The organism is Ruegeria arenilitoris, from assembly GCF_013035425.1.
Taxonomy (GTDB): domain Bacteria; phylum Pseudomonadota; class Alphaproteobacteria; order Rhodobacterales; family Rhodobacteraceae; genus Ruegeria; species Ruegeria arenilitoris_A.
In genome coordinates, this window is the sequence record NZ_WQHX01000005.1 from 218,014 (window position 1) to 240,929 (window position 22,916).

Below are 22,916 nucleotides of genomic sequence, written 5' to 3' on the forward strand. Positions count from 1 at the left end.
ACAATGACAGTCAAAGAAATCTTCGAAACCATGGACTATGGCCCTGCCCCTGAAAGCGCTGCTGAGGCGCTTGCTTGGTTAGTCGATCAAGGTGGCAAGTTTGGTCACTATATTGATGGCACGTTTACTAAACCCGGTAGTGGATTTGAAAGCCGCAACCCGGCGACCGGAGAAGTGCTTGCCAAGTTGACACAGGCGAAACAGACGGACGTGAACGCGGCAGTTGCTGCCGCCCGCAAAGCTCAACCAAAATGGGAGAAGCTAGGCGGCGCGGGCCGAGCACGTTATCTCTATGCCATCGCCCGTCTTTTGCAGAAACACTCACGTCTGTTTTCTGTACTTGAGAGTATGGATAACGGCAAACCCATCCGTGAATCCCGAGACATCGATATACCGTTGGTGCAACGCCATTTCTATTACCACGCAGGTATGGCACAGCTCATGGAGAGCGAGTTGCCTGAGGCAAGGGCGCTGGGAGTTTGTGGTCAGATCATCCCTTGGAACTTCCCTTTGCTGATGCTCGCCTGGAAAGTTGCTCCGGCGATTGCCATGGGGAACACGGTGGTTCTGAAACCGGCCGAGTATACCTCGCTGACCGCACTATTGTTTGCGGATATCTGCACACAGGCCGGCCTCCCGAAGGGCGTTGTGAACATTGTGACCGGCGACGGCGCGGTGGGTGAGATGATCGTAGCCTCGGACGTAGACAAAATCGCCTTTACTGGCTCGACGGTTGTTGGACGGCGTATACGTGAAGCGACCGCAGGTTCGGGCAAAGAGCTAACATTAGAGTTGGGTGGCAAGTCCGCCTACATCGTCTTCGACGACGCCGATCTCGACTCAGCCATCGAAGGATTGGTCGATGCGATCTGGTTCAATCAGGGTCAGGTCTGCTGTGCGGGTTCTCGTCTATTGGTGCAAGAAGGCATTTCAGACCGCTTCCACGAGAAACTGCGCGCCCGCATGGATAAACTGCGTGTCGGCAACCCGCTTGACAAATGCATCGACGTCGGCGCGGTCGTGGACCCGGTGCAGTTACAAACCATCAAAGCCATGGTGGATCGCAACACGGCCGGTCACATTCATCATGCGGCTTGCGAGCTGCCCGAGAATGGTTGCTACTACCCACCAACGTTGATCTCGGGGCTGGAGACCTCGGACCCGTTGATGCAAGAGGAAATATTTGGACCGGTGCTGGTTTCATCAACTTTCCGTACCCCGGCTGAAGCCGTAGAATTAGCCAACAACACCCGTTATGGGCTGGCCGCAACAGTTTGGACCGAGAACGTGAACCTCGCCTTGGATATCGCCCCCAAACTTGTTGCTGGTGTGGTCTGGGTAAACGCGACGAACCTGTTTGATGCAGCGGCCGGGTTTGGTGGGGTTCGTGAAAGTGGGTTTGGTCGTGAGGGAGGCTGGGAAGGCTTGACGGCCTACACGAAGCCGAAGGGCAAGGCTAAACCATTGACAAAAATCGAAGCCATTCTTGGCGAAGGCGCTCCTATTGACCCAATTGACCGCACCGCAAAAATGTATGTCGGCGGTAAGCAAGCTCGGCCAGATGGCGGCTACTCCAAACCGGTCTGGGGCAAGTCCGGCTTGCTGGGCCACGTGGGCCTTGCCAACCGCAAAGACGTGCGCAACGCGGTCGAGGCCGCGTCAGGTGCCAAAGGCTGGTCGAAAACCACTGGCCACCTGCGCGCGCAAATCTTGTATTATATCGGCGAAAACCTCTCGGCCCGCGCTGATGAATTCGCTGCCCGCATCGATTCAATGACCGGCAAAAAAGACGGTGCAAAAGAGGTTGAGGCCTCGATTCAGCGCTTGTTCACGGCCGCTGCTTGGGCGGACAAGTATGACGGTCAGGTGCATGGCGTCCCGATCCGTGGTGTGGCCATTGCCATGAAAGAACCTGTGGGCGTAATTGGCACACTTTGCGCCGACGAGACACCTCTTTTGGGGTTGGTTTCAGCCATGGCACCCGCGATTGCGATGGGCAACCGGATTGTTCTGGTTGCCTCTGAACCTTACCCACTGGCTGCGACCGACTTCTACCAAATTTTAGAGACTTCAGATGTTCCCGCAGGTGTCGTCAACATCCTAACCGGTAGCCATACCGAATTGGCAATGCCGCTCGCCTCGCATCTGAATGTTGACGCCGTCTGGAGTTTCTCGTCATCAGACTTGTCGAAAGAGATCGAAGTCGTTTCGGCCGGAAACTTGAAACGTACCTGGGTCAACAACGCGACGACATTTGACTGGAGCGTGGACCAATCCCGCCGGTTCTTGCAGGCTGCAACTGAAATCAAGAACGTCTGGGTGCCCTACGGAGAGTAGGGTTCCCGCATTTCGGGAGGTCTTTATGAACTTTGCAGGAAAATCAGTTGTCGTCGTTGGCGGTACCAGCGGTATCAATCGAGGTATAGCGGAGGCGTTTGCCGCTGCCGGAGCCAAGGTCGCGGTGGCGAGCAGATCGCAGGAAAAAGTCGATGACACTGTTGCAGCCCTAAGGGCTGCAGGTGCTGAAGAGGCGATCGGTGAGGTTTTTGACGTCCGCGACCACGAGGCAGTTGCCAGCGCCCTAAAGCGGTTTCACCAAGATTTCGGAGAATTTGATGTACTCGTCTCGGGTGCGGCCGGCAATTTTCCTGCATTGGCGGCGGAAATGTCGGTCAATGCGTTCAAGGCTGTGATTGACATCGACTTGATGGGAACGATCCATGTGATGAAAGGTGCTTATCCCTATTTGAAACGCCCCGGTGCAAGCATCATCAACATTTCAGCCCCACAATCCTATTTACCATATGAGGGTCAGGCTCACGTCTGTGCAGCCAAAGCCGGTGTGGACCAGATCACGCGCACTCTATCGATGGAATGGGGCACGGAAGGTATCCGCGTGAACTCGGTTGTGCCCGGATTTATCGAAGGCACCGAGGGCGCCAGACGTTTGGCACCCACGCCGCAAGCCGGAGAACAACTGCGTAAAGATGTGCCGTTGGGTCGTTGGGGGACGACCAAAGACGTAGCAGACGCATGCCTGTTTCTCAGCTCGGATATGGCCAGCTATGTAAGCGGCACGGTTCTTGCAGTTGACGGAGCATTGTATCAGCGCGGGTCTGGCAAGTTTGGTCAAATGATGGGTGATATGCTGCGGGCGCAGGTTAAAGCCTAGTCAAAATCACCGATAACATGTGAACTTGTTCATATACATGACCACATGCTGCGCTCAGCTTGTCACTCAATTGATGTGAGGCAGGCTGGAAACGAAATGCTGAGTTTTCCCTTAGAATTCCCCGCGTTGATGCAGCTGATTACCGCAATTGGCGTATTCGGCGCTGGGCTGTATATCTTGAATTACTTTCTGCTGCAGATTGGCGTTATCAGGGGCACCGGAATTGCCTATCCCTTGATGGTTATCGTCGCGGCGGGTTGTGTGTTGGTTAGCATGTCCGAAGATTTCAATCTGGCCGGCGTTATTATTCAAATCACTTATATCGCGATTTCAGTAATGGGACTGCTCCGCGGATTTATCGCATATCACTTTGTCAGGTTTTCCGAACCGGAAAAGCGGTTTATCTCGCAATACCTGGATACCATCAAACCCCATCAGGCACGACGCCTTCTGAACACTTCCAAAGTAATGAAATTCGAACCCGGCGACGTCCTGATCGAAGAAGGGCACACTTCGGATTTCTTGGGTTTTTTACTCAGCGGCCGAACTACTATTCTAAAAGGCGGCAAAGTCATAAACGTATGCAGTGCTGACGAAATTTTGGGGGAACTAACGTTTGGTCTTGGACTTCCGGCTACAGCAACGGTTCTTGCTACACAGCCGACCAATTGTCTTGTTTTTGACGGTCCCCGCCTGATCCGATTGCTGCGGCGAAACAGTCAACTAGACGCAGCCTTGAAGGCGGCACATTTCCGGCACGCGCGGCAAAAACTGCTCAATAGCAACGTACACACGGTAGCAGCGCAAAACCGGGCCGCCGCCGCGGCCTGACCGATTTAACCATCTAGACCTTCGGGTTTACCCACTATAGTGAAATGCAAACCATCAGGGTCGAGCAACTCAGATGCAACGCGGTTCACATCTTCAAGCGTCACTGCGTTAACTTTGTCGTTGCGGGTGGATATATAATCGATCGGCAAATCTTCCATTTGCATGCCAACCATAATCCCCGCAATCTGGCCATTACCGTCAAACCGAAGCGGATAGGCACCAGTCAGATACGTCTTGGCATCTTCCAGCTCTTTCTGGGTGACACCTTCGGCCGCTGCTCTGGCCCACTCAGCACGGATCACATCAACTGCCTCTGCTATCCGATCATTCGCTGACGAGACTGAACCCAAATATACCGAGGCTAAGTCTTTGGGCACCAGATAAGTCGCAATTCCATAGGTCAGCCCTCGTTTTTCACGTACTTCTTGCATCAGACGGCTTTCGAACCCGCCACCGCCCAAAATGTGATTCAGTATAAAGGCTGGAAAGAAATCCGGATCATCGCGGTCGATACCTTTTTGGCCAAATAGAGCCACGGATTGTGGCGTGTCAAAGTCTACCACGCTGACGCCGCCAGCGATTGTCACTTCGGCTTTTGCAGGGATCGGCTTCCCTTCGGCGGGCAGGTCTGCCAGCAAATTGTCCAATAAGGCACCTAGTTCTTCGGCTGTGATGTCGCCAACAGCTCCGACGTACAGACGATCCCTTGCAAAAACGCCTTCGTAGGCTGCGATCACATCTTCTCGTGTCAGGACCGACACGCTCTCTATCGATCCTTTGCCTTCAGTGCCGTATGGGTGATCACCATATGCCATCTTCGCAAAGTTGAGACCGGCAATGTCGTTAGGATCAGTCTGGTCGGATTTCAGCCCCGACAAAACCTGGGCGCGAACCCGCTCCACAGCATCGGGATCGAAACGCGGCTCGTGAATCGTTGTATGCAACAGATCAATCACCTCATCTCGGTTCTCAGTCAGAAACTGAGCTGAGATAGACACGGTGTCGTCCGTGGCATTGTACTGAAACGAAGCGGCCAGCGATTCAAGCTCGCGCGCGTATGTTCGCGCGTCCATGTCGCCAGCACCTTCCTCGATCAAACCGCTCATCAGATACACAGCTCCACGCTTATCCGGTTCATCCAGCGATGTTCCGCCACGAAACCGCAATTCGAGCGCCGTGAAAGGTATTGAATGATCCTCGACCAACCAAGCCTTGATCCCACTTGGCGAAGTGACTTCTTTTATTTCGATCTCTGCTAACGCAGGCAGGGCAATCAGGCATGAGACCAAAACCGCTATTAAGCGTTTCATTGCGTCACCTCATCATCGCGCATCAGCCATCCGGTTACCGAAGATTCACGTTGCAGCACATCGCGTGCAGCGGCGATGATTTCCTCGCCTGTTACTGCCTGCAGAATATCGGGCCATGCTTGCACATCTTCGACCGTCAACCCGCTAGTAAGCGCACGCCCGTACCGATTGCCAATCCCGTCTACGTTATCGCGCGCGTAGGTTTGTGCGGCCCGCAGCTGCATCTTGATCCGCTCTAAATCAACTGGGTTCACACCTTCGGTAATGAAATCTGCGACGACTTGATCCATCGCGTCTTCGGCCTCCTGCAAAGAGACCCCTTCGGCAGGAACAACGATCAGGTCGAACGTCGTATTATCGAGAGAAACGCCTCGATAAAAAGCGCCTGCGTAAACCACCATCTGCTGCTCGAACTGCAACTTTTCGTTCAGGTAAGATGTAGTGCTGCCACCCAATAGCTCAGCCAACAGGAACAATGCAGCCGCTTCTTCCTGCTCACCCGGATTGCGTTCGGGTGCCAGATAACTGCGCTGTACATAGGGTTGTGCAACCCTGGGATCCTTGTACGTCAGACGACGCTCGGCTGTTTGTGGCGGCTCTTGCGAACGAATGCGCTCTGGCAGGTTCGGATTAGCTGGTATCAAACCATAGTGTTTTTCTGCGAGCGCCTTTACCTCATCTGGCTCGACATCGCCGGTAACAACCAAAATGGCATTGTTGGGTGCATAATGTGTTTCGTAAAACGACAATGCATCATCCATGTCCAGTGTCTCCATCTCGTGTCGCCAGCCTATGATCGGCACACCGTAGCGATGGTTGAGGTACTGCGCCGCGCTCATCTGCTCGCCAAACAAGGCGCGTGGGTTATTTTCCGTCCTTTGGTTACGCTCTTCAAGAATGACATCCCTTTCTGTGGCGATGTCATTTTCGGTCAGTTGGATGTTGCGCATCCGATCCGCTTCCATCTGCATCATCAGTTCGAGCCTGTCCGATGCAACACGCTGGAAATACGCAGTGTAGTCGTAGGAGGTAAATGCGTTGTCATTACCGCCATTGGCCGCGACAGTTGCCGAGAACTCACCCGCCGCCAAGTCATCCGTGGCTTTGAACAAAAGATGTTCAAGGAAATGCGCTACGCCAGAAGAGCCAACAGGTTCGTCCGCGGAACCGGCACGATACCAGACCATATGCTGTACGACAGGGGCGCGGTGGTCTTCTATCACAACTATATCCATGCCGTTATCCAGCGTGAATGTCGTGACCGCCTCATGTCCTTCGCCGGCTGCCAGAGGGGTTGCGACCATCAGGGCCGCTGACAATGCAAGGGCCCTTAGCATGGGGCATCCTCCGTTTCGTTTCAGGTCACAAACTACGGTGGGGCGGTCCAGGTTCAAGGGTGATGACGAAAAGTTAAGAATTATTCATCCGGTGGGGACGAAGGCGTCTCAATACCGCGTTGCCTTGCCGCTCGGGTCTGTGCATGGGGATCGATCGCCTGCCGTTCGTAAACTTGCGCGTAGCGATCGACCGGGAACAGCCGCAGTCCCGTCCAGCGCCCACGGCGCTTGCGGAATTCGTCATCTTCCTGCCTAACCAGCTGTCTTGTGTTTGCCGGAACGCCATATCTGCTTGACGCCGTTACCAGTGCGGCGTCCCCTGCCGGTATCGCCGCATTCGGGTTCAGTGCCGACTCGCTACCACCCAATGCAACAACGGCATCGGCCTTTGGCGTCGGATCAGTCAAATTTGCGCCGCCAGGGGTAGGGGCAGGAAGAAAAGCGTAATCCTGAGGTTGGGTCAACGGCTTGACCGGCAGCACAGAAAACTCATCAGGACCCGGACCCGGTGGTTGCAGGTCCCGCAAGCCAGATTTGGAGCACGCCGCCACCGCAGCAGCGAGCGTCAAAACAATAATGGCGTGCGGCGTCCGCATTCGTTTCTCCAGAAAGTTTCAGGAGCTTTTATCGCATAATATCGAACAGGTCACGAGGGCTTTTTCGCGTCAAACAGGACAAGTCCCAAAGCGCCTGCAAAAACGAACACATCGGCCAGATTGAAAACAAAAGGGTTATCAATTCCGCAGCAGGACATGTTCAGAAAGTCCAGTACATAGCCGTAGATCATACGGTCGAGGACATTTCCCAATGCTCCACCAATCAAGATGCCGCCACAAAGCAACATGAGGCTTGAGGGCGACGAGCGGCGAAGCCACACAAAAACACCAATACAAATGGCTAATGAAACACCAATCAGTGCCCAACGCGCCGCTTCGCTGTTTCCCTGAAACAGGCCGAAATTGATGCCTCGATTCTCTCCGTATCGAAACACTAGCAGCGGCGGCAGCACATCGATACCACCGGGCTGATCGGCCACGCGCATCATGTGAACAACCACATATTTGCTGATCTGATCGATCAGAAATGTGGCCAGACCAGCCCAGATAAGAACTCTATACCGCATCAGTGCCGGAAATGCCGCATGCCAGTAAAAACCATTGCAAGCCCAGCCTCGTCTGCCGCCGCAATCACTTCGTCATCGCGCATCGAACCGCCTGGCTGGATAACGCAAGTTGCACCTGCTTGAGCGGCTTCCATTAGACCGTCGGGGAAGGGGAAGAATGCGTCAGATGCCACAGCCGAGCCGATGGTCAACGGTTGCGACAGACCCAAGGTATCTGCCATGCGCTCAGCCTTTTTAGCAGCTATAAGGGCCGAGTCGACTCGGCTCATCTGGCCAGCGCCCACGCCGACGGTTGCGCCATCTTTGACATAAACGATTGCGTTGGACTTGACGTGTTTCGCAACTTTCCATGCAAACAGCAGGTCTCGCATTTGCTCTTCGGTCGGCGCATTCTTGGTAACGACCCTGAGGTCGTCCATGCCGACAAAACCGTTGTCCTTGTCTTGGACCAGCAAACCACCTGCGACCTGACGCACGGTTTTTGCGGCTGCGGTCACGTCCGGAAGGCCTTCGGTCGTCAACAGACGCAGGTTCTTCTTGGCCGAAAAGATCGCTTTGGCTTCATCCGAAGCACCGGGGGCGATCACGACTTCGGTGAAAATCCCGGTGATTTCCTGTGCGGTTTCGGCGTCGAGCGGTTGGTTCAGTGCCACGATCCCGCCAAAGGCCGAGGTCCGGTCGCAGTCGAAGGCTGCTTTGTAAGCCTCTAACAAGGTGGCGCCTTTGGCCACGCCACACGGATTGGCATGTTTGATAATCGCACAGGCTGCCTCTTCAGCCGGGTCGAATTCTGCCACCAACTCAAAAGCAGAATCTGTATCATTTATATTGTTATAGCTCAGCTCTTTTCCCTGATGCTGAACAGCAGTGGCCACTCCGGGGCGGTTGGTACCATCCGTGTAAAAGGCCGCCTGTTGGTGACTGTTTTCGCCATAGCGCAAGGTTTGTTTCAACTCGCCAGCAAATGCACGGCGATTGGGCGCATCCAGCTGCAAGGCGTCGGCCATCCAGTTTGAAACTGCTGTGTCATACGCTGCAGTGCGAGCATATGCTTTCTGGGCCAACCATTGGCGGAAACCCAGCGACGTTTTTCCGTAGTTTTCTTCTAATTGATCGAGCAGCGACGAATAATCTTCAACGTCCACCACAACATTGACAAATGCATGGTTTTTGGACGCGGCACGGATCATCGCAGGACCTCCGATATCGATATTCTCGATGCACTCGTCGTAGTCCGCACCTTTTGCCACCGTCTCCTCGAACGGATAGAGGTTCACGACTAGCAGATCGATTGCGCCGATGCTGTGTTCTTCCATGGCTGCGACATGAGTCTCATTGTCGCGAAGTGCCAAAAGTCCGCCATGAACCATAGGATGCAGAGTTTTGACCCGGCCATCCATCATCTCGGGGAAGCCTGTTATCTCGCTTACGTCTTTCACCGCAAGTCCAGCTTCACGCAGCGCATTGGCCGTGCCGCCGGTCGATAGCAATTCTACCCCACGTTCAGCCAGCGCCTTGCCCAGCTCGATCAGCCCGGTTTTATCGGAAACGGAAAGCAACGCGCGGCGCACGGGGTGAAGATCGGTCATGGGTCCAAAGGTCCTTTTGGCGTCAGTCAAACTCGGGCTCGTCCCGGTGCAGGTCGCGTACGGCATAGGCTGTATCCTGGGCCTTGCTCAGCGTCCACCGGATGCGCGTCGCATACTCCATTGCGCGGCCGGATAGAACGATCTGTTTTGTCGCGCGTGGCTTTAAACGACCTTTTTCAAGATAAACGCTTGGTTCAACAGACAATTTCCCTATGCGGTCATGACGAAAAACCCAAATCTCTCCACTTTTGAGCGCCATAGACACCGCCGCGCCCCCCAGATCCAGCGCAGCATCAACATCAGGATGAAGGTGAAATCTTATGTCGAAAGTAATTCCCTTCAGGCCGGACGCATCCAAGGCCTTATCGAACTGGCGTTTTGCCTTGTCCGTTGCGGTTAGCAGAATATCCTCACCTGTTAGTTCCCGGCCGTCAAATCGCAGCTCAAAAGTGCGCGCATGGGTCAGTCCGAACACTTTAGCATAGCCATCATGTCCCACCATAAACCGATAGCCTTCAAACGCATCTTCAGTATCAATTGGCACGCTACGAGGGCCATCAATTAGGGCTTCATTCATGGTTCCGCGGGCTGGTGCGGCTAGCCGGGCACTAGAATACCCATCCAAGCTTAGCGTCGAATGCGATGGCGTTGCCCGACCGGCGCGCCTCCATTCCGGGCCGAAACTACTGCCGGATCCGCAATTCACAATCAAAGGCCGACGGCCCGACGTCAGCTCGAAAGCAAGTGTCGACGCATGGGCATTGTACGATGCGGCACCAGTAGGCGGCGTGCTTGCATCAACGATAACCGTGGTTCTGGCAGCGTTCATTCGGGCGAACCCCATGGACAGACCGGAACTCGGTTTAGGCTTCACGCCACTTTGAGCCAGCGCCTGATCTAGTCGCCCGTCTATCCCGCGTCCACCTCCGTGAAAACGCGCCAAACCGCCATCCGCGTGACGCAGGTTACGCAAGGTTGGAGCGATACGCTTTATTGCATCCGTCTGAGCGGCCGGAGTGCCCCGGCCAACTTCGCTAAGTGCTGCGGATGTCCACGACAATAACGTGAAAACCTCCAACAGCTCCTCCGGGTTGCGGGTGGCGATTCCGCCTTGAGCATCTACTTGCCTGTCACATTCACGTGCAAGGGCGCGCAAAGCGGGATCGGCAATTTGTTCCAGTCCATCCAAAGCGAGACCGGCCTGAACTAGACCGGCCAGGGCCTCAAATCTAGGCAGGCCCGGCGTTGCTGCAGACCAACGCTTTGACAAAAACCATGTCTGTTGCGTCAGCGAGCGGAAAAATAACTTACTTTGCGCCTCGTCCATGCCACGCAAAAGGAACATACCGTGGTAAATCCAGCGAAGCACGCGCCGCCCGGTCAGGTCTGGCGCCCAACCGTAACCATGGCCGTTTCCATGTGATTCGATCCAACCCCAAACCCAACGCTGTGCCTTTTCCCGGGCTCGCATATCGCCAACGGCAGCCAAATCATCCAACCAGGAAAAACCATGCCGTTCGTCATCAAACGCCGCGCTAGGTGGGGGGACGTTCCACAAATCTGTATCTTCGGCCTCGACCAGATAGCCGGCGAAAAGAAGATTTCCGGCAATAAGTTGTCGACCACGCGCAAAGGACCCGACGGTACGTGGCTCTGGTTGCCCGACAAACCCGGAAACAGCTCTACGCCTCTGGCTCAGCCGTGCGTAAAGACGGTTCTGAAACCGCGTCCATCGGTTTGCCATGGTGTCCGACTTTGACATGCCGCTCGTTACTCTGCCCCTGACGCTCTGTCGGCGTCTGAACCAACGATAGACGGGTCTGGACGTGAAGTCATCGAAAAGAGTGCACTCAGACGGATTTGTTGAGGCATGCGATGTAGAACCCATCCATGCCACCCAAGTCAGTCCAGTAATCCGGACGCAATCGCAGGCCACCTTCGGCAGTGATCCATTCGGGGTCTACACCAGGCACATTCAGCGCATCAGAATCCACCTGCATATCAGCGTGCCGTTCCAAAGCTTCTTCAATCTGTACTTCGCCCTCATCCGGCAACAATGAGCAGGTGCAATATACCAAACGACCACCTGGTTTAAGTAAGGTCCACGCGTGATCCAGCATTCGAGTCTGCAGATCGAACAAAGCATCAAACTCGGACCCGTCCTTGGCATAGGGCAAATCAGGGTGACGTCGGATCGTACCTGTAGCTGAACAAGGCGCATCCAGCAGAATCGCGTCATATTGCCCATGATGATCAAGCGCGTCGCCAGTAATCACATTGGCAGAAAGGCCTGTACGAACAAGGTTCTGCCTAACCCGCTCAAGCCGAATTTCTGAGACATCCAACGCCGTGACATCGGCACCGGCCGCCGCCAATTGGAGTGTCTTTCCGCCCGGTGCGGCACAAAGATCCAAAATCACTTCATTGGCCTTGGGCGCCAGGACGCGAACTGGAACAGCAGCAGCGGCGTCTTGCACCCACCAATCCCCGCCCTTGAATCCTGGCAACGCGGAAACCTGCCCTGCATTCTGCAACCTGACTGTCCCAGTCGGTATCGTCTCACCGCCGGGGCTTTGCCCGCCCGGTTTTACTGTCACATCAAGGGGAGCACCGGTAAAATGCGCCTGTTCCATGGCACTCACAGCGCCCGTGCCCCATGCCATGACAAGAGGCTGGCGCAACCAATCAGGCAACCGCGGAACCCGCATGCGCGGCCAAGCCTCCGGCCCCTCAGCCGCCACCTTGCGCAAGACAGCGTTTACCAACCCTTTTAGCCGTCCGTGTTTGCGTGAGCGTCCAACGATTTCAACCATCGAATTCACAACACCGTGGGCCGCCTCACCTTGGCACAGCTCCACTGTACCAACGCGCAGCGCGTTATGTACGGTTAATGCGGGCGTACGTTTTAGGTGATTGGCCAACAACCGATCCGCGCGCTCCAAGCCACGCAATGTTTCAAGCACCAGCCGTTGGGCACGGGCGCGATCCTCCGGGCCTAACTTGTCAAGAATTCCCGCATTCAGACATTCCGAAAGCAACCGACCTTCGCCCAATATTTGATCCAGCAAATAGATTGCGCTGCGTCGCGCGGCAGTTGCGCTGTCGGACATTGACTTGCCTTTCGTGTAACCTTTGCCCGTATTGCCATCTGCGGACGAGGGCGTATATCAAGCCCATGCCTGAAAAGGAACCCGATGGTATGAGTAACAACAACAAAGACCTTCCACCTGCTGCCCAACGCGCCTTGGCCGAGGCCGAAGAACGCCGCCGCGAGGCTGACACAAAGGCAAAACCTCAGCCGAAGGAATTGGGCGGTCGCAAGGGGCCGGACCCAGCCCGATTTGGTGATTGGGAGAAGAAAGGCATTGCCATCGATTTCTGATCAATGAGGGGCACGTAGTACCTCCAGAAAATCCTCGATCAATGATCGTTGCCTTTTGGATCTCGCTCTATCCTCTGGCCACGTCAGCCAGTAACCGTCACGTGTTTCCAATTCAGGCATGTTTAACTTTCGCAATTGACCTGACTGCAGGTGGCCAGAAGCAAGTGGCACCGATCCCAGCACAACGCCCATCCCTTGACGTGCCGCAGCAATCGCATGGCCCATCGAATCGAAACTGATATGGGCCTGAGGCAACTCCTGCATCTCTGAAACTTTTGCCCAATCGCGCCATCCCGGACGCTCTCCGCGCTGTTCGACCAGCGGCGCGCCCCAATTAACGCCATTAGCCGCCATTGGGGTAAGAACTTCAGGTGCGATTAATACCGCCTCGCGCCCCGCCCAAGCCCCACGGCCATATCGGATCTGTAACCAGGTTTTTTCTTCTTCCAATGACGAACGGCGGGCAACCGTGTCCGTCATTACTCGGACTTTGGGCCGCAACTCAAGAAAGCTGGGAAGACGCGGTATAACCAGCGCATAAATGTGCGATGACAACCCAGCCACCCTAAGTTCGCGAGGCGACTTTCCGAACAGGTCTTCGGTGTTTCGTTCCAACGCCTGAAGGCTGTCTTGCACCAAGGGCAAATAGCTTTCGCCTTCGACAGTCAGAGATACGCCGCGGGCTTCACGCACAAACAGGGTGCGACCTAGCCATGCCTCGAGATTGCCAATTCGCTGACTAACAGCGGCCTGCGTTAGCCCGAATTCCCGCGCTGCGGCGGAAAAGCCACCCAATCTACCTGCCGCCTCGAATACCCGCAACCAATCCAGAGGCGGCAAGCCAACCTTATTCTTAGCCATCAATTTTTCTTGGCCTTTATGCCAATAAGGATTAATTGTCGTAATGTCATAACCCGGTTATTTCCTCAACCAAAGTTTGCACTGAACTGGAGATACCGATGCTGCGCCATGCCACTCACGATGGCTCCGTTGTAACCGTTGAATTTTCTGAGGGGCAACAAGCCCGTTTTCACGGCATTTGGCTGCGCGACAACGCGCTGGATCCGGAAACCCGGGCGCCCGGCAATGGCCAGCGACTGATCACTATCGGAGATATACCGTCCAATTTGCGCGTGGCAGACGCTAATATTGAAAACGGCAATTTATTGGTCACGTTTCAACCGGAAGGCAAAACCGTTATTTTCCCCAGTGATTGGTTGAAAAATCATGTCTATGACTGCCATCGACCTAATACCGTAGGCAGGGTCGCCCCCGGCATAACGACATGGCAACGAGGGATCAAAGCGCCAAGTGCCGATTGGATCGAAATTCACACCGATCCTACCGTCAAGTGCGACTGGCTGGCCGCAATTGCCGAGTTTGGATTTGCAAAACTGACAAACGGCCCGATTGAACCCGAGTCTTTGCTGAAAGTCGCTGACTTGTTCGGGTACGTGCGTGAAACTAATTACGGTCCCTATTTCGAAGTTCGGACCGAAGTAAATCCTACCAACCTCGCCTATACTGGTTTGGGACTGCAGGCGCATACCGATAACCCTTATCGCGATCCCGTTCCTACCTTGCAGATACTTTATTGCCTTGAAAACAGCGCCGAAGGTGGCGACTCGATCGTTGTAGACGGATTTCGTGCGGCCCAGCGCCTGCGCGATGAAAACCCAGAAGGGTTCAACCTGCTTTCGAGCCATCCCGCAAGGTTTGAATACAAAGGATCCGACGGTGTCTGCTTGCAGTCGCGCCGCCCTATGATCGAACTTGCACCAGATGGTGAACTTATAGCTATCCGGTTTAACAATAGGTCCGCCGCACCTTTGATCGACATTCCATTTGAGAAGATGGAGGGTTACTATGCCGCCTACCGCCAGTTGGGCGAAATCATTGATGACCCGGATATGGGAGTGTCATTCAAGCTGGAACCGGGCGAAAGTTTTATCGTTGACAACACACGCGTTCTGCACGCGCGCCTGGGTTACTCCGGAGCTGGGTCTCGCTGGTTACAGGGGTGCTATGCCGACAAGGATGGTTTGCTGTCGACCTTGGCCGCATTGCAGGTAACCCGGACTGAGGCGGCAGAATGAAGCCTAATTTCCAGAACCTGAACCGCGACAACATCGTAGCTTTTATTGCAGACATCTTCGAACGCCGAGGTGGTGAGGAATATCTCGGCGAACCAGTGACCATGGCCGAACACATGCTTCAGGGCGCCACAATCGCCGAACAAAACGGTATGTCCGAAGAAATTATCGTAGGCGCATTGTTGCACGACATTGGGCATTTCACATCCGAGTTCGGAACGTATCATCCCGACGATAAAGAGGACCGCCACCATGAAGACGCGGGCGCACAGGTTCTGGAACAGTTTTTTCCATCGGTCATTACAGATTGTTGCCGTTTTCACGTGGCGGCCAAAAGGTATCTCTGTGCAACCAAACCTGAGTACTTTAACCGATTGTCCTCAGCCTCGGTCCATACACTGGACCTTCAGGGTGGACCGATGAACGCCGAAGAAGTTGCAGAATTTGAAACCAACCCAAATCTTAAAGAAATCATTCAGGTGCGCTATCTGGATGAGGCAGGCAAGATAGCCGACATGAAGACTCCGGATTTCACCCATTTCGCGCCTATGGTGCAGCGGATGGTAGATAGGCATCTTGGCGCGGGTTAAAGGTTGCCGTTCAACGTACCGAAAACCAGCCAATAGTGATTACCAGGCTCCCAGACGCTTCGGCAAGGTTCCTTGATGGGCATCGCGGTGCGCCACGATCCAGAACTGGACAGCCACCAGATACGGCAAATAGAAGGCAAAATTCTGTATAAGATCGAATGAGCCTGAAAAGTCGGGCTCGGACCAGAGACCTCCGGTCAGCAAATACCACAGAGTGTAGTGCACCCGGTATAACCAGGAACCCAGCGCGAGCCAAAACAGGCGAAGTGCCCACTCCCAGTGGCCCTGCCTATTTCCAATAAAGACCATCCGCGCCAGCATCAGCGCGGCGGTAAAGAGGCAAAAACCATATATGAAAAATGCCGCAGACATAAGCGGTCCGCCAATGGTCCCACGCAGAGGAATATAAACCATTCCAGCCAGCCCGGTGGTCAATGCCAAGACAACCAGCAGCGAGCCGATACCGCGATGAAATGAAATATTTCGCAGCCGAATGCGCCCGACCATCTGCAGCGGCACCAAGGCCACCAACACCGACCCAGCAGTGATATGCAACATCATCGCAGCGTTGCCGACTGATTGGTCGGCGGCAAAAAGATAGGTTTGTCGCCACGGAAAGGCGGAAAGACCCACCGTGATCAACTCAAATGCATGCGCAAGAAAAGGCAGCAAGGTCAGATAGAAAACCGTAAGTATTACGACCGTAACAATGCCTGACTTTGATAACCACATGTTGTGATCATATCGTCGATTGACGCTTCGTCCATGACAGAGAAACGTTAGAGGCCCAATACATCTACCATGTCATATTGACCCGGTGCCCTGCCTTGCCCCCAAAGCGCGGCTTTCAGCGCACCGCGAGCAAAAATCGCGCGGTCTGAGGCCAGATGACGCAAAACAATGCGTTCACCGGGGGCCGCGAACAACACGTCGTGCTCACCTACGACGTCTCCGCCTCGGATGGCGTGGAAACCGATGTCGCCACGTTTGCGCGCACCGGTGATGCCGTCGCGACCTCGATCCGAAATATCCGCAAGTTTAACTCCACGTCCTTCGGCGGCGGCCTCTCCCAACATCAGTGCGGTGCCCGATGGCGCATCGACCTTGTGGTGATGGTGGGCCTCGGTAATTTCGATGTCGAAGTCTTCATCCAGCGCGGCGGCAACCTTTTTGGTCAGTTGCACCAGCAGGTTCACGCCGAGGCTCATGTTACCTGCGCGTACGATTACGGCATGACGCGACGCTGGTTCCAATGCAGCAATCTGTTCTTCTGTCATGCCGGTAGTTCCGATGACATGCACGCAGCGTGCCTGCGCCGCCAGCGCTGCAAACTCAAGCGTTGCCTCGGGCGAGGTGAAATCAATTATGGCCTGCGCCTGCGCAAATGCTTCCAAGGGGTCATCCGTCACTTTTACACCAAGCGCTTGCCCGCCCATCGCCTGACCTACGTCCTGTCCGATCCAGTCATGTCCCTTACGCTCTACCGCGCCTACAAGACGTGTATGATCGTTATCAGCAACGGTCTTGATCAGCATCTGCCCCATTCGGCCCGAGGCCCCTGTGATAACGATCCCGGGAATATGGGTCATTGCGCTGGTCCTTTCTGTCAGTCGGCTCAAAGCCTCCTACCCGGTTAAGGGCCGCTTGGCAAAGCCCTGCTTTGCGCTTAGATCGGTGGTATGGCAAAGAATAAGTTTCACGATGGCCCCGGGCCTTCCCAAAGACAATTGCGCGTCGGCGAATTGATCCGCCGTACCTTGTCCGAGGTACTTTCACGCGGCGATGTCCATGACCCCGACCTAAACCGTATGTCGATCACCGTAGGCGAGGTCCGCACGTCACCGGATTTAAAGATCGCCACCGCTTATGTGTTGCCGCTAGGCGGCAAAGGGCAGGAGGACGTGATTGAATTGCTGGCCCGCAACAAGGGCGAGTTGCGGCGCATGGTCGGTAAGAAGGTCGGGCTGAAGTTCTCCCCCGATCTGCGGTTTCGTCTGGACGACACATTCGATCGGATGGACGACACCCGGCGATTGTTTGAGCAGGACGCGGTACGCCGCGATTTGAAAGAGTGATCCGCACTTTGACCATTTTGATCGCTCTATTCTGGGCTACTCAAGCTGCGGCAGTCAGCTGTGAAAAGCTGGCGCACGAAGGCAAGCGCTATACAGTGTGCGAGGTAGACGCAGCATCAGACGACTTACGCCTGTTTCTGTACGACGAAGATGGCAACCCGCTAGGCCATTTTTCTTCGGTCAATGAAGCGTTGAGTTCGAGCGGCAAACGCCTCACTTTTGCGATGAACGCGGGCATGTATCACGAAGACCGCTCGCCTGTTGGCCATTACGTAGAAAATGGCGTTGAGACTATGCGCGTCATCCCAAACGCTGGTCCGGGTAATTTCGGCCTCTTGCCAAACGGTGTATTCTGTATTCGTACGGACCGTGCCGATGTGATCGAAACTCTGAACTTTGTCGATCAGGCACCCGATTGTCGTTTTGCCAGTCAGTCCGGCCCTATGCTGGTGATTGATGGTGAACTTCATCCGCGCTTTCTTCCCGACTCAACTTCTCGGTACATTCGCAATGGGGTTGGTACCAGCGCTGATGGCTCACGTGTCTTGTTCGCAATATCTGATGACTATGTAACATTTCACGAGTTCGGTCGCCTGTTTCGCGACGTGTTGGAAACGCCTAACGCGCTTTTCTTTGACGGTAACATTTCACGCATGTACGACCGTGCAGGGAACCGCTCGGACGTTGGGTTTTCGTTGGGGCCAATTGTTGGGGTGGTCGAAGACTTACCCTGAATTTGACAGCCAAGTTGTGATCCGTTAGGCCGCGCGCCTCAGAATAGTTCAAGGTGCAAGATGGGACGCAAACGCAAGGGGCGCGATATTTCCGGCTGGCTGGTGGTTGATAAGCCTGCGGGTATGACTTCGACCGCCGTAGTCAACAAAGTTCGTTGGGCTTTAGATGCTAAGAAAGCCGGTCACGCAGGCACGCTGGACCCAGAAGCAACAGGTGTTCTGGCCGTTGCCTTAGGCGAAGCGACCAAAACCGTGCCGTACATCACCGATGCCCTGAAAGCTTACGTTTTTACCGTGCGCTTGGGGCAGGCCACCAATACCGACGATGCCGAAGGTGAGGTTATTGCCGAAAGCTCTGCGCGTCCTTCTGATAAGCAAATCAAACAGGCGCTCACATCCTTTTTGGGTGAGATAATGCAGGTGCCGCCCAAGTTTTCGGCCGTCAAAGTCGATGGTCAGCGTGCCTATAAACTTGCCCGCGAAGGCGAGGATGTGGAGCTGTCGGCCCGTCCGCTATGGGTTGAGGAACTGTTGCTTATTGACCGGCCTGATCCAGATCACGTGGTTCTGGAGATGACTTGCGGTAAAGGCGGTTACGTACGTTCAGTAGCCCGTGATCTTGGCGCGGCACTTGGATGCCATGGCCACGTCAAAGAATTGCGTCGAATCTGGTCCGGCCCATTCGAGGCCGAGGATGGACTGAGCGTCGAGCAGATCGACAGGTTGGCCAAAACCACTGCTTTGGAGAAATATCTGCATCCGTTGGAAACCGGGTTGAAAGATTTGCCCGAGCTTAAGTGCACACCTGAAGGTGCCGCACGATTGCGCAATGGCAACGCGGGTATGGTAATGGCATCTGACGTGGCATATGGCGGCGAGGCTTGGGCCTCATTGGACGGCAAAGCCGTCGCGGTAGGCATCTACAAATCCGGAGAATTGCATCCCAGCCGGGTGTTCGTCTTATGAAAGCCATGTTACGCGAAAGGACATGATCACTCGAACCCATACAAAGGGCGACGCACCCTCGACCGCAGTTTATTCGGACTGCGAGAAATATCGTTATAGTCTTACCCGCATCTGGAACGCGCGGGGGCGTAAGGCTTTATTCGTAATGCTGAACCCATCAACCGCAACTGAAATTCAAAACGACCCTACGGTAGAACGCTGCGAACGAAGGGCGCGTGCGCTTGGATTTGGTGCTTTTCAAGTGACCAACATTTTTGCCTGGCGTGATACCGATCCACGCAAGATGCGAGCTGCTATCGACCCAGTTGGGCCTCAGAATGACGAGGCCATTCTGAACGGTGTTGATTGGGCCGATCAGGTCATCGCCGCGTGGGGTACACACGGCTCACATCTGAATCGCGGTTATGCTGTCGAAAACCTGCTGCGCGATACCGGTCAACCCCTGTTTCATCTTGGGTTTACCAAAGACGGGCACCCAAAGCATCCACTTTACGTCGCATACTCTCAAAAACCCGAGCGCTGGTGAATGCGTTTCCGATCAGCTTGTTTGGCCCGGCAGTAAAAGCGGGCGCGGTATTCGTGATACCAGGCGAAGGCGCCGCCGAAATTTATTTCGACCTCAAAACCCAAAGCCGACTCGGTCAAAATCATAGATTTTGAGGTTGGACAGGACAAACTATTGATTGCCTGGGACGCCGCGAACGAACGTCACCTAGAGGTTTTGGTTGCCATGGGCACCATTCAAAGATTCCTTTTGCCATTTGAGGCAAATGCGCCTATACGCGCCCATCCGCATCGGAATCGGTGCGGTTTTCTCCATGGGCCTGCGCTGGACGACATCCCGGCCTGCGCCATTCACTCTAACCATTAAAGGAGACCCCGATGTCGATCACTGCCGCTGAAAAAGCACGCGTTATGAAAGAATTCGCAACTAAAGAGGGTGACACCGGCTCACCCGAAGTTCAGGTTGCTATCTTGACCTCACGCATCAACACCCTGACCGAACACTTCAAGACCCATAAGAAAGACAACCACGGTCGTCGCGGTCTTTTGAAGATGGTGGCGCAGCGCCGTAAGTTGCTTGACTACCTGAAGGGCAAAGAAGAAGCGCGCTACCAAGACCTTATCCAAAAGCTGGGTATTCGCCGTTAATCGAGCACTGCTCGATTTTTGGTTTACTAACCAACTTTTACATAGTTCACGCCCACCATTGAGGTGGGCGTGTTTGTTTTTGCCCTAGGGGTTATATGGCACTGTACCCATTTTTAGATTGCTCGCAGGCACTTCTAGGAACCGGCCTAAATGTGGTGCCTGCGGTGTCGCCTCGATTATTATGATTGTACGATTCCGACCCGTGCCAGTCGCAAAAATTGCAGAAGTTCAAAATTTGAATTGTCAAATGGTTACGTCATTAAGGGTCGTGCGCCATGTACCAAGACAATCCATTTCACGAGATGCTGCTGGCTATTTCTCAGGTCTATTTGGCCGAGGATAATCCAATGGGTTCTTTTACTGCGCAGAGACTTCTAGATGCGCCAGCTGCCATAACGCATGACCCAGTTTTACCTTGTCTCATGGATGAAAGTATCCGAACTGTGCTGTCAGAAAGCCGGCATTTTGCGGCGGCTGCCGTTCTTGGCGCTCAGACTTTGATTCCGTGGGGGTCAAACCCCGTCGAAGGAAACACAGAGGTGGGTGTCGCTGCGATGATTTGCGTTGCCACCCTGCTTGGGCCGGATGGCCCTATTCCAGCTCCGGACGTTCGGCTGGGATTGGTTTATATGCGCCCGAACAGTTATTATCCGCTCCATCGCCATGATGCGGATGAAACTTATGTCGTGATAGCAGGACGAGCGATTTGGACTGCGGGCGATGACATCCGAGTGCGCGGGGAAGGCGATATAATACATCATCCCAGTCTCATGCCACATGCCTTTCGGACAGGCCCCGAAGGTTTCGTGGCGCTTTGGCGTTGGAGCGGCGACATAAACACACACTCTTATGCTTTCATGGAAAGTCCAGAAACAGACCTTAAAACTTGAGTCAAAAGAAAGAACGCCCGCCAATTGACGGGCGTTCTTGATTGTTTGAACGTTACGCTACATCTTGGAGCGTTCAGATTTCAGTGCTAGCCACAGACAGTAACACATGATCAGAACGACCAATGTGAACGGGATACCTGTTGACACAGCCGCACCCTGTAGCGCGCTTAGGCCGCCTCCGAGCAGCAGCGCGATGGCCACCAGACCTTCGAGAGTACACCAGAATACCCGCTGTACCACCGGCGCATCCATCTTACCGCCTGCCGTGATCGTATCAATCACCAACGAGCCAGAGTCCGATGAGGTGACAAAGAACACCACGATCAGGATCAACGCTATAGGAGCTATGATGCCGTACAACGGCAGCTCCTTTAGGAACCCAAAAAGCGCACCCTCAGGCGCGTAGCTTTCGATCACCGTCGCGCGGACACCGTCGGCGCCACCCGCATTCAGCATGTCGATTGCCGCACCGCCGAATGTGGACATCCACAGGGCGCAAACCGCAGTTGGGGCTAACAAGGCGCAGATCACAAATTCACGAACTGTGCGACCTTTAGAAATGCGGGCGATGAACATCCCGACAAAAGGCGACCACGCAATCCACCAGGCCCAGTAGAACGTTGTCCAGCCATGGAAGAAACTGGTGTCTTCACGCCCGAACGGGTTCGAGAGAGCTGGCAACAACCGCACATAATCTGTCATGACACTAAAGTAACGCGAGATGGCGGTGCCAATACCGGTAACCACGATCACAAACAGGAAAAGGCCAACGGCCATGATCATGTTGATCTCGCTCAGCCTCTTTACCCCGGCATCCATGCCCATAAGAACCGAACCTAATGCAATCATCGTGATACCTATGATCAATAGAACAACGACTGTCGGACTTGGTGCGATTCCGAAGACTTCGTTAAGGCCCGCCGCAACTTGCTGTGCACCAAGACCAAGCGAGGTCGTCAGGCCAAACAAAGTGGCAAAAACAGCCAAAGTATCGATTATGTGACCCCACCAACCCCAGACTCGTTCGCCAAGAATTGGATAGAATGCGGACCTTAGGGTTAGCGGAAGACCAAGATTGTAGCTGAATATCGCGAGCGCAAGGCCTACAGCCGCATAGACTGCCCAACCCTCAAGCCCCCAATGGTGAATGGTGCCCACAACGCCGATATACTCGTTGCCCGGAACCGCGATATCAATGCCCAGCGGGCGCGCTCCGCCGTCTTCGGCAAAGTTGTAATATACCGGTTCCAGAACGCCAAAAAACAGCAGTCCTATCCCGATGCCCGCCGCGAACATCATCGCTATCCATCCGGCATATGAATAGTCTGGTTTGGCGTCTTTGCCGCCGATCCGAACACTACCCACAGGCAGGACGATCAGAACAAGGCAGAAAAGAGTGATGATGTCGACCGAAAGGACAAGGAACCAGTCGAACGTGCTTGTCAGCCAGGGTCGGAGCCACCCGAAAAAGGCGGCCGCCGCCTCCTGATTTGCTAGGGAAATCAAAACAAACGCAAAAATCAGGATGCTTGAGATCAGAAAAACTGGATTGTGAATGTCCAGCCCAAAAGGTCTTACGTTGTCCTGCCCCAGTTCATATTCGGTTTCAAAGTCGTAGATCCTTGGATCCGGATCCAGCATTTTCTTGGATTGTGCCATTCGACTGTCCCTT

The 22,916-nt window shown here is 54.4% G+C and carries 23 protein-coding genes; 12 read left to right on the forward strand and 11 right to left on the reverse strand.

The window, feature by feature from the left end; all coding sequences use genetic code 11:
* Nucleotides 1–3 precede the first annotated feature (3 nt).
* From GOV45_RS15540 to GOV45_RS15550, 3 genes are all read left to right on the forward strand, one after another.
* On the forward strand, nt 4–2,337 hold the full coding sequence (locus tag GOV45_RS15540) for an aldehyde dehydrogenase family protein (protein ID WP_170479442.1): 2,334 nt from the start codon (nt 4–6) through the stop codon (nt 2,335–2,337).
* Nucleotides 2,338–2,362: 25 nt separating this feature from the next.
* A complete protein-coding gene (locus GOV45_RS15545) occupies nt 2,363–3,172 on the forward strand; it encodes an SDR family oxidoreductase (protein ID WP_170479444.1) in 810 nt (269 codons plus the stop codon).
* 96 nt (nt 3,173–3,268) lie between these two features.
* Entirely contained in the window at nt 3,269–4,003 is a 735-nt protein-coding gene (locus tag GOV45_RS15550; RefSeq protein WP_170479446.1) for a Crp/Fnr family transcriptional regulator, read from the forward strand.
* Between the two features lie 5 nt (nt 4,004–4,008).
* Here the strand turns inward: GOV45_RS15550 and GOV45_RS15555 are convergent, their stop codons facing one another.
* The 7 genes from GOV45_RS15555 to GOV45_RS15585 form a co-directional block, all read right to left on the reverse strand.
* On the reverse strand, nt 4,009–5,313 hold the full coding sequence (locus tag GOV45_RS15555; RefSeq protein ID WP_170479448.1) for a M16 family metallopeptidase: 1,305 nt from the start codon (nt 5,311–5,313) through the stop codon (nt 4,009–4,011).
* Complete coding sequence (locus GOV45_RS15560) at nt 5,310–6,650, reverse strand: M16 family metallopeptidase (RefSeq protein ID WP_170479450.1); 1,341 nt, start codon at nt 6,648–6,650, stop codon at nt 5,310–5,312. The genes GOV45_RS15555 and GOV45_RS15560 overlap by 4 nt, the downstream gene beginning before the upstream one ends.
* Nucleotides 6,651–6,730: 80 nt before the next feature.
* Nucleotides 6,731–7,246, reverse strand: a complete 516-nt coding sequence (locus GOV45_RS15565; RefSeq protein WP_170479452.1) for a DUF3035 domain-containing protein — start codon at nt 7,244–7,246, stop codon at nt 6,731–6,733.
* 50 nt (nt 7,247–7,296) lie between these two features.
* Complete coding sequence (gene lspA / locus GOV45_RS15570; protein WP_170479454.1) at nt 7,297–7,773, reverse strand: signal peptidase II; 477 nt, start codon at nt 7,771–7,773, stop codon at nt 7,297–7,299.
* Nucleotides 7,773–9,362 (reverse strand): bifunctional phosphoribosylaminoimidazolecarboxamide formyltransferase/IMP cyclohydrolase, encoded by a 1,590-nt coding sequence (gene purH, locus GOV45_RS15575; RefSeq protein ID WP_170479456.1) that lies wholly within the window; start codon nt 9,360–9,362, stop codon nt 7,773–7,775. The genes lspA and purH overlap by 1 nt, the downstream gene beginning before the upstream one ends.
* A gap of 22 nt (nt 9,363–9,384) precedes the next feature.
* Nucleotides 9,385–11,124, reverse strand: a complete 1,740-nt coding sequence (locus GOV45_RS15580; protein ID WP_170479458.1) for a heparinase II/III family protein — start codon at nt 11,122–11,124, stop codon at nt 9,385–9,387.
* 88 nt (nt 11,125–11,212) lie between these two features.
* A complete protein-coding gene (locus GOV45_RS15585) occupies nt 11,213–12,472 on the reverse strand; it encodes an RsmB/NOP family class I SAM-dependent RNA methyltransferase (RefSeq protein ID WP_170479460.1) in 1,260 nt (419 codons plus the stop codon).
* Between the two features lie 89 nt (nt 12,473–12,561).
* On the opposite strand from GOV45_RS15585, the gene GOV45_RS15590 reads away from it, so the two are divergent.
* A complete protein-coding gene (locus GOV45_RS15590) occupies nt 12,562–12,744 on the forward strand; it encodes a DUF1674 domain-containing protein (RefSeq protein WP_170479693.1) in 183 nt (60 codons plus the stop codon).
* Here the strand turns inward: GOV45_RS15590 and GOV45_RS15595 are convergent, their stop codons facing one another.
* Entirely contained in the window at nt 12,745–13,605 is an 861-nt protein-coding gene (locus tag GOV45_RS15595; RefSeq protein WP_170479462.1) for a LysR family transcriptional regulator, read from the reverse strand.
* Between the two features lie 98 nt (nt 13,606–13,703).
* Here GOV45_RS15595 and tmpA point away from each other — a divergent pair, with 98 nt between their 5' ends.
* Both tmpA and tmpB read left to right on the forward strand, forming a co-directional pair.
* Nucleotides 13,704–14,840, forward strand: a complete 1,137-nt coding sequence (gene tmpA, locus GOV45_RS15600) for a 2-trimethylaminoethylphosphonate dioxygenase (protein WP_170479464.1) — start codon at nt 13,704–13,706, stop codon at nt 14,838–14,840.
* On the forward strand, nt 14,837–15,427 hold the full coding sequence (gene tmpB / locus GOV45_RS15605) for a (R)-1-hydroxy-2-trimethylaminoethylphosphonate oxygenase (protein WP_170479466.1): 591 nt from the start codon (nt 14,837–14,839) through the stop codon (nt 15,425–15,427). Before tmpA ends, tmpB begins: the two co-directional genes overlap by 4 nt.
* Before the next feature lie 39 nt (nt 15,428–15,466).
* On the opposite strand, the gene GOV45_RS15610 is transcribed toward tmpB, so the two are convergent.
* Nucleotides 15,467–16,159 carry a DUF2306 domain-containing protein gene (locus GOV45_RS15610; protein ID WP_170479467.1) on the reverse strand — a complete coding sequence of 231 codons (693 nt, stop codon included), beginning with the start codon at nt 16,157–16,159 and terminating at the stop codon, nt 15,467–15,469.
* A 47-nt stretch (nt 16,160–16,206) separates the two neighbouring features.
* Nucleotides 16,207–17,016, reverse strand: coding sequence for a 4-hydroxy-tetrahydrodipicolinate reductase (dapB, locus tag GOV45_RS15615; RefSeq protein WP_170479469.1), 810 nt, complete (start codon nt 17,014–17,016; stop codon nt 16,207–16,209).
* 90 nt (nt 17,017–17,106) lie between these two features.
* Here dapB and rbfA point away from each other — a divergent pair, with 90 nt between their 5' ends.
* The 6 genes from rbfA to GOV45_RS15645 all read left to right on the forward strand — a co-directional run bounded on the left by rbfA (nt 17,107) and on the right by GOV45_RS15645 (nt 21,244).
* On the forward strand, nt 17,107–17,502 hold the full coding sequence (rbfA, locus tag GOV45_RS15620; RefSeq protein ID WP_170479471.1) for a 30S ribosome-binding factor RbfA: 396 nt from the start codon (nt 17,107–17,109) through the stop codon (nt 17,500–17,502).
* Nucleotides 17,499–18,236, forward strand: coding sequence for a phosphodiester glycosidase family protein (locus GOV45_RS15625; RefSeq protein ID WP_170479473.1), 738 nt, complete (start codon nt 17,499–17,501; stop codon nt 18,234–18,236). The genes rbfA and GOV45_RS15625 overlap by 4 nt, the downstream gene beginning before the upstream one ends.
* Nucleotides 18,237–18,296: 60 nt before the next feature.
* Nucleotides 18,297–19,202 carry a tRNA pseudouridine(55) synthase TruB gene (gene truB / locus GOV45_RS15630; RefSeq protein ID WP_170479475.1) on the forward strand — a complete coding sequence of 302 codons (906 nt, stop codon included), beginning with the start codon at nt 18,297–18,299 and terminating at the stop codon, nt 19,200–19,202.
* A 22-nt stretch (nt 19,203–19,224) separates the two neighbouring features.
* The gene (locus tag GOV45_RS15635; RefSeq protein WP_170479477.1) at nt 19,225–19,728 is read left to right on the forward strand and encodes a DUF1643 domain-containing protein; all 504 of its coding nucleotides are present in this window, start codon (nt 19,225–19,227) and stop codon (nt 19,726–19,728) included.
* A gap of 356 nt (nt 19,729–20,084) precedes the next feature.
* Entirely contained in the window at nt 20,085–20,354 is a 270-nt protein-coding gene (rpsO, locus tag GOV45_RS15640; RefSeq protein ID WP_170479478.1) for a 30S ribosomal protein S15, read from the forward strand.
* Nucleotides 20,355–20,629: 275 nt separating this feature from the next.
* Nucleotides 20,630–21,244 (forward strand): dimethylsulfonioproprionate lyase family protein, encoded by a 615-nt coding sequence (locus GOV45_RS15645; RefSeq protein WP_170479480.1) that lies wholly within the window; start codon nt 20,630–20,632, stop codon nt 21,242–21,244.
* Nucleotides 21,245–21,301: 57 nt separating this feature from the next.
* Here GOV45_RS15645 and GOV45_RS15650 read toward each other — a convergent pair whose 3' ends face one another.
* Nucleotides 21,302–22,903, reverse strand: a complete 1,602-nt coding sequence (locus GOV45_RS15650) for a BCCT family transporter (RefSeq protein WP_170479482.1) — start codon at nt 22,901–22,903, stop codon at nt 21,302–21,304.
* Nucleotides 22,904–22,916: the final 13 nt, after the last annotated feature.

Bases quoted from the DNA above. Each gene is read 5' to 3' on its own strand.
- GOV45_RS15560 (WP_170479450.1), bottom strand. From the start codon at position 6,650: ATGCTAAGGGCCCTTGCATTGTCAGCGGCCCTGATGGTCGCAACCCCT.
- purH (WP_170479456.1), bottom strand. From the start codon at position 9,362: ATGACCGATCTTCACCCCGTGCGCCGCGCGTTGCTTTCCGTTTCCGAT.
- GOV45_RS15635 (WP_170479477.1), top strand. From the start codon at position 19,225: ATGATCACTCGAACCCATACAAAGGGCGACGCACCCTCGACCGCAGTT.
- rbfA (WP_170479471.1), top strand. From the start codon at position 17,107: ATGGCAAAGAATAAGTTTCACGATGGCCCCGGGCCTTCCCAAAGACAA.
- dapB (WP_170479469.1), bottom strand. From the start codon at position 17,016: ATGACCCATATTCCCGGGATCGTTATCACAGGGGCCTCGGGCCGAATG.
- GOV45_RS15565 (WP_170479452.1), bottom strand. From the start codon at position 7,246: ATGCGGACGCCGCACGCCATTATTGTTTTGACGCTCGCTGCTGCGGTG.
- GOV45_RS15555 (WP_170479448.1), bottom strand. From the start codon at position 5,313: ATGAAACGCTTAATAGCGGTTTTGGTCTCATGCCTGATTGCCCTGCCT.
- GOV45_RS15650 (WP_170479482.1), bottom strand. From the start codon at position 22,903: ATGGCACAATCCAAGAAAATGCTGGATCCGGATCCAAGGATCTACGAC.
- GOV45_RS15585 (WP_170479460.1), bottom strand. From the start codon at position 12,472: ATGTCCGACAGCGCAACTGCCGCGCGACGCAGCGCAATCTATTTGCTG.
- tmpB (WP_170479466.1), top strand. From the start codon at position 14,837: ATGAAGCCTAATTTCCAGAACCTGAACCGCGACAACATCGTAGCTTTT.
- GOV45_RS15550 (WP_170479446.1), top strand. From the start codon at position 3,269: ATGCTGAGTTTTCCCTTAGAATTCCCCGCGTTGATGCAGCTGATTACC.
- GOV45_RS15540 (WP_170479442.1), top strand. From the start codon at position 4: ATGACAGTCAAAGAAATCTTCGAAACCATGGACTATGGCCCTGCCCCT.
- tmpA (WP_170479464.1), top strand. From the start codon at position 13,704: ATGCTGCGCCATGCCACTCACGATGGCTCCGTTGTAACCGTTGAATTT.
- GOV45_RS15590 (WP_170479693.1), top strand. From the start codon at position 12,562: ATGAGTAACAACAACAAAGACCTTCCACCTGCTGCCCAACGCGCCTTG.
- GOV45_RS15545 (WP_170479444.1), top strand. From the start codon at position 2,363: ATGAACTTTGCAGGAAAATCAGTTGTCGTCGTTGGCGGTACCAGCGGT.
- lspA (WP_170479454.1), bottom strand. From the start codon at position 7,773: ATGCGGTATAGAGTTCTTATCTGGGCTGGTCTGGCCACATTTCTGATC.
- GOV45_RS15595 (WP_170479462.1), bottom strand. From the start codon at position 13,605: ATGGCTAAGAATAAGGTTGGCTTGCCGCCTCTGGATTGGTTGCGGGTA.
- GOV45_RS15610 (WP_170479467.1), bottom strand. From the start codon at position 16,159: ATGTGGTTATCAAAGTCAGGCATTGTTACGGTCGTAATACTTACGGTT.
- truB (WP_170479475.1), top strand. From the start codon at position 18,297: ATGGGACGCAAACGCAAGGGGCGCGATATTTCCGGCTGGCTGGTGGTT.
- GOV45_RS15645 (WP_170479480.1), top strand. From the start codon at position 20,630: ATGTACCAAGACAATCCATTTCACGAGATGCTGCTGGCTATTTCTCAG.
- rpsO (WP_170479478.1), top strand. From the start codon at position 20,085: ATGTCGATCACTGCCGCTGAAAAAGCACGCGTTATGAAAGAATTCGCA.
- GOV45_RS15580 (WP_170479458.1), bottom strand. From the start codon at position 11,124: ATGTCAAAGTCGGACACCATGGCAAACCGATGGACGCGGTTTCAGAAC.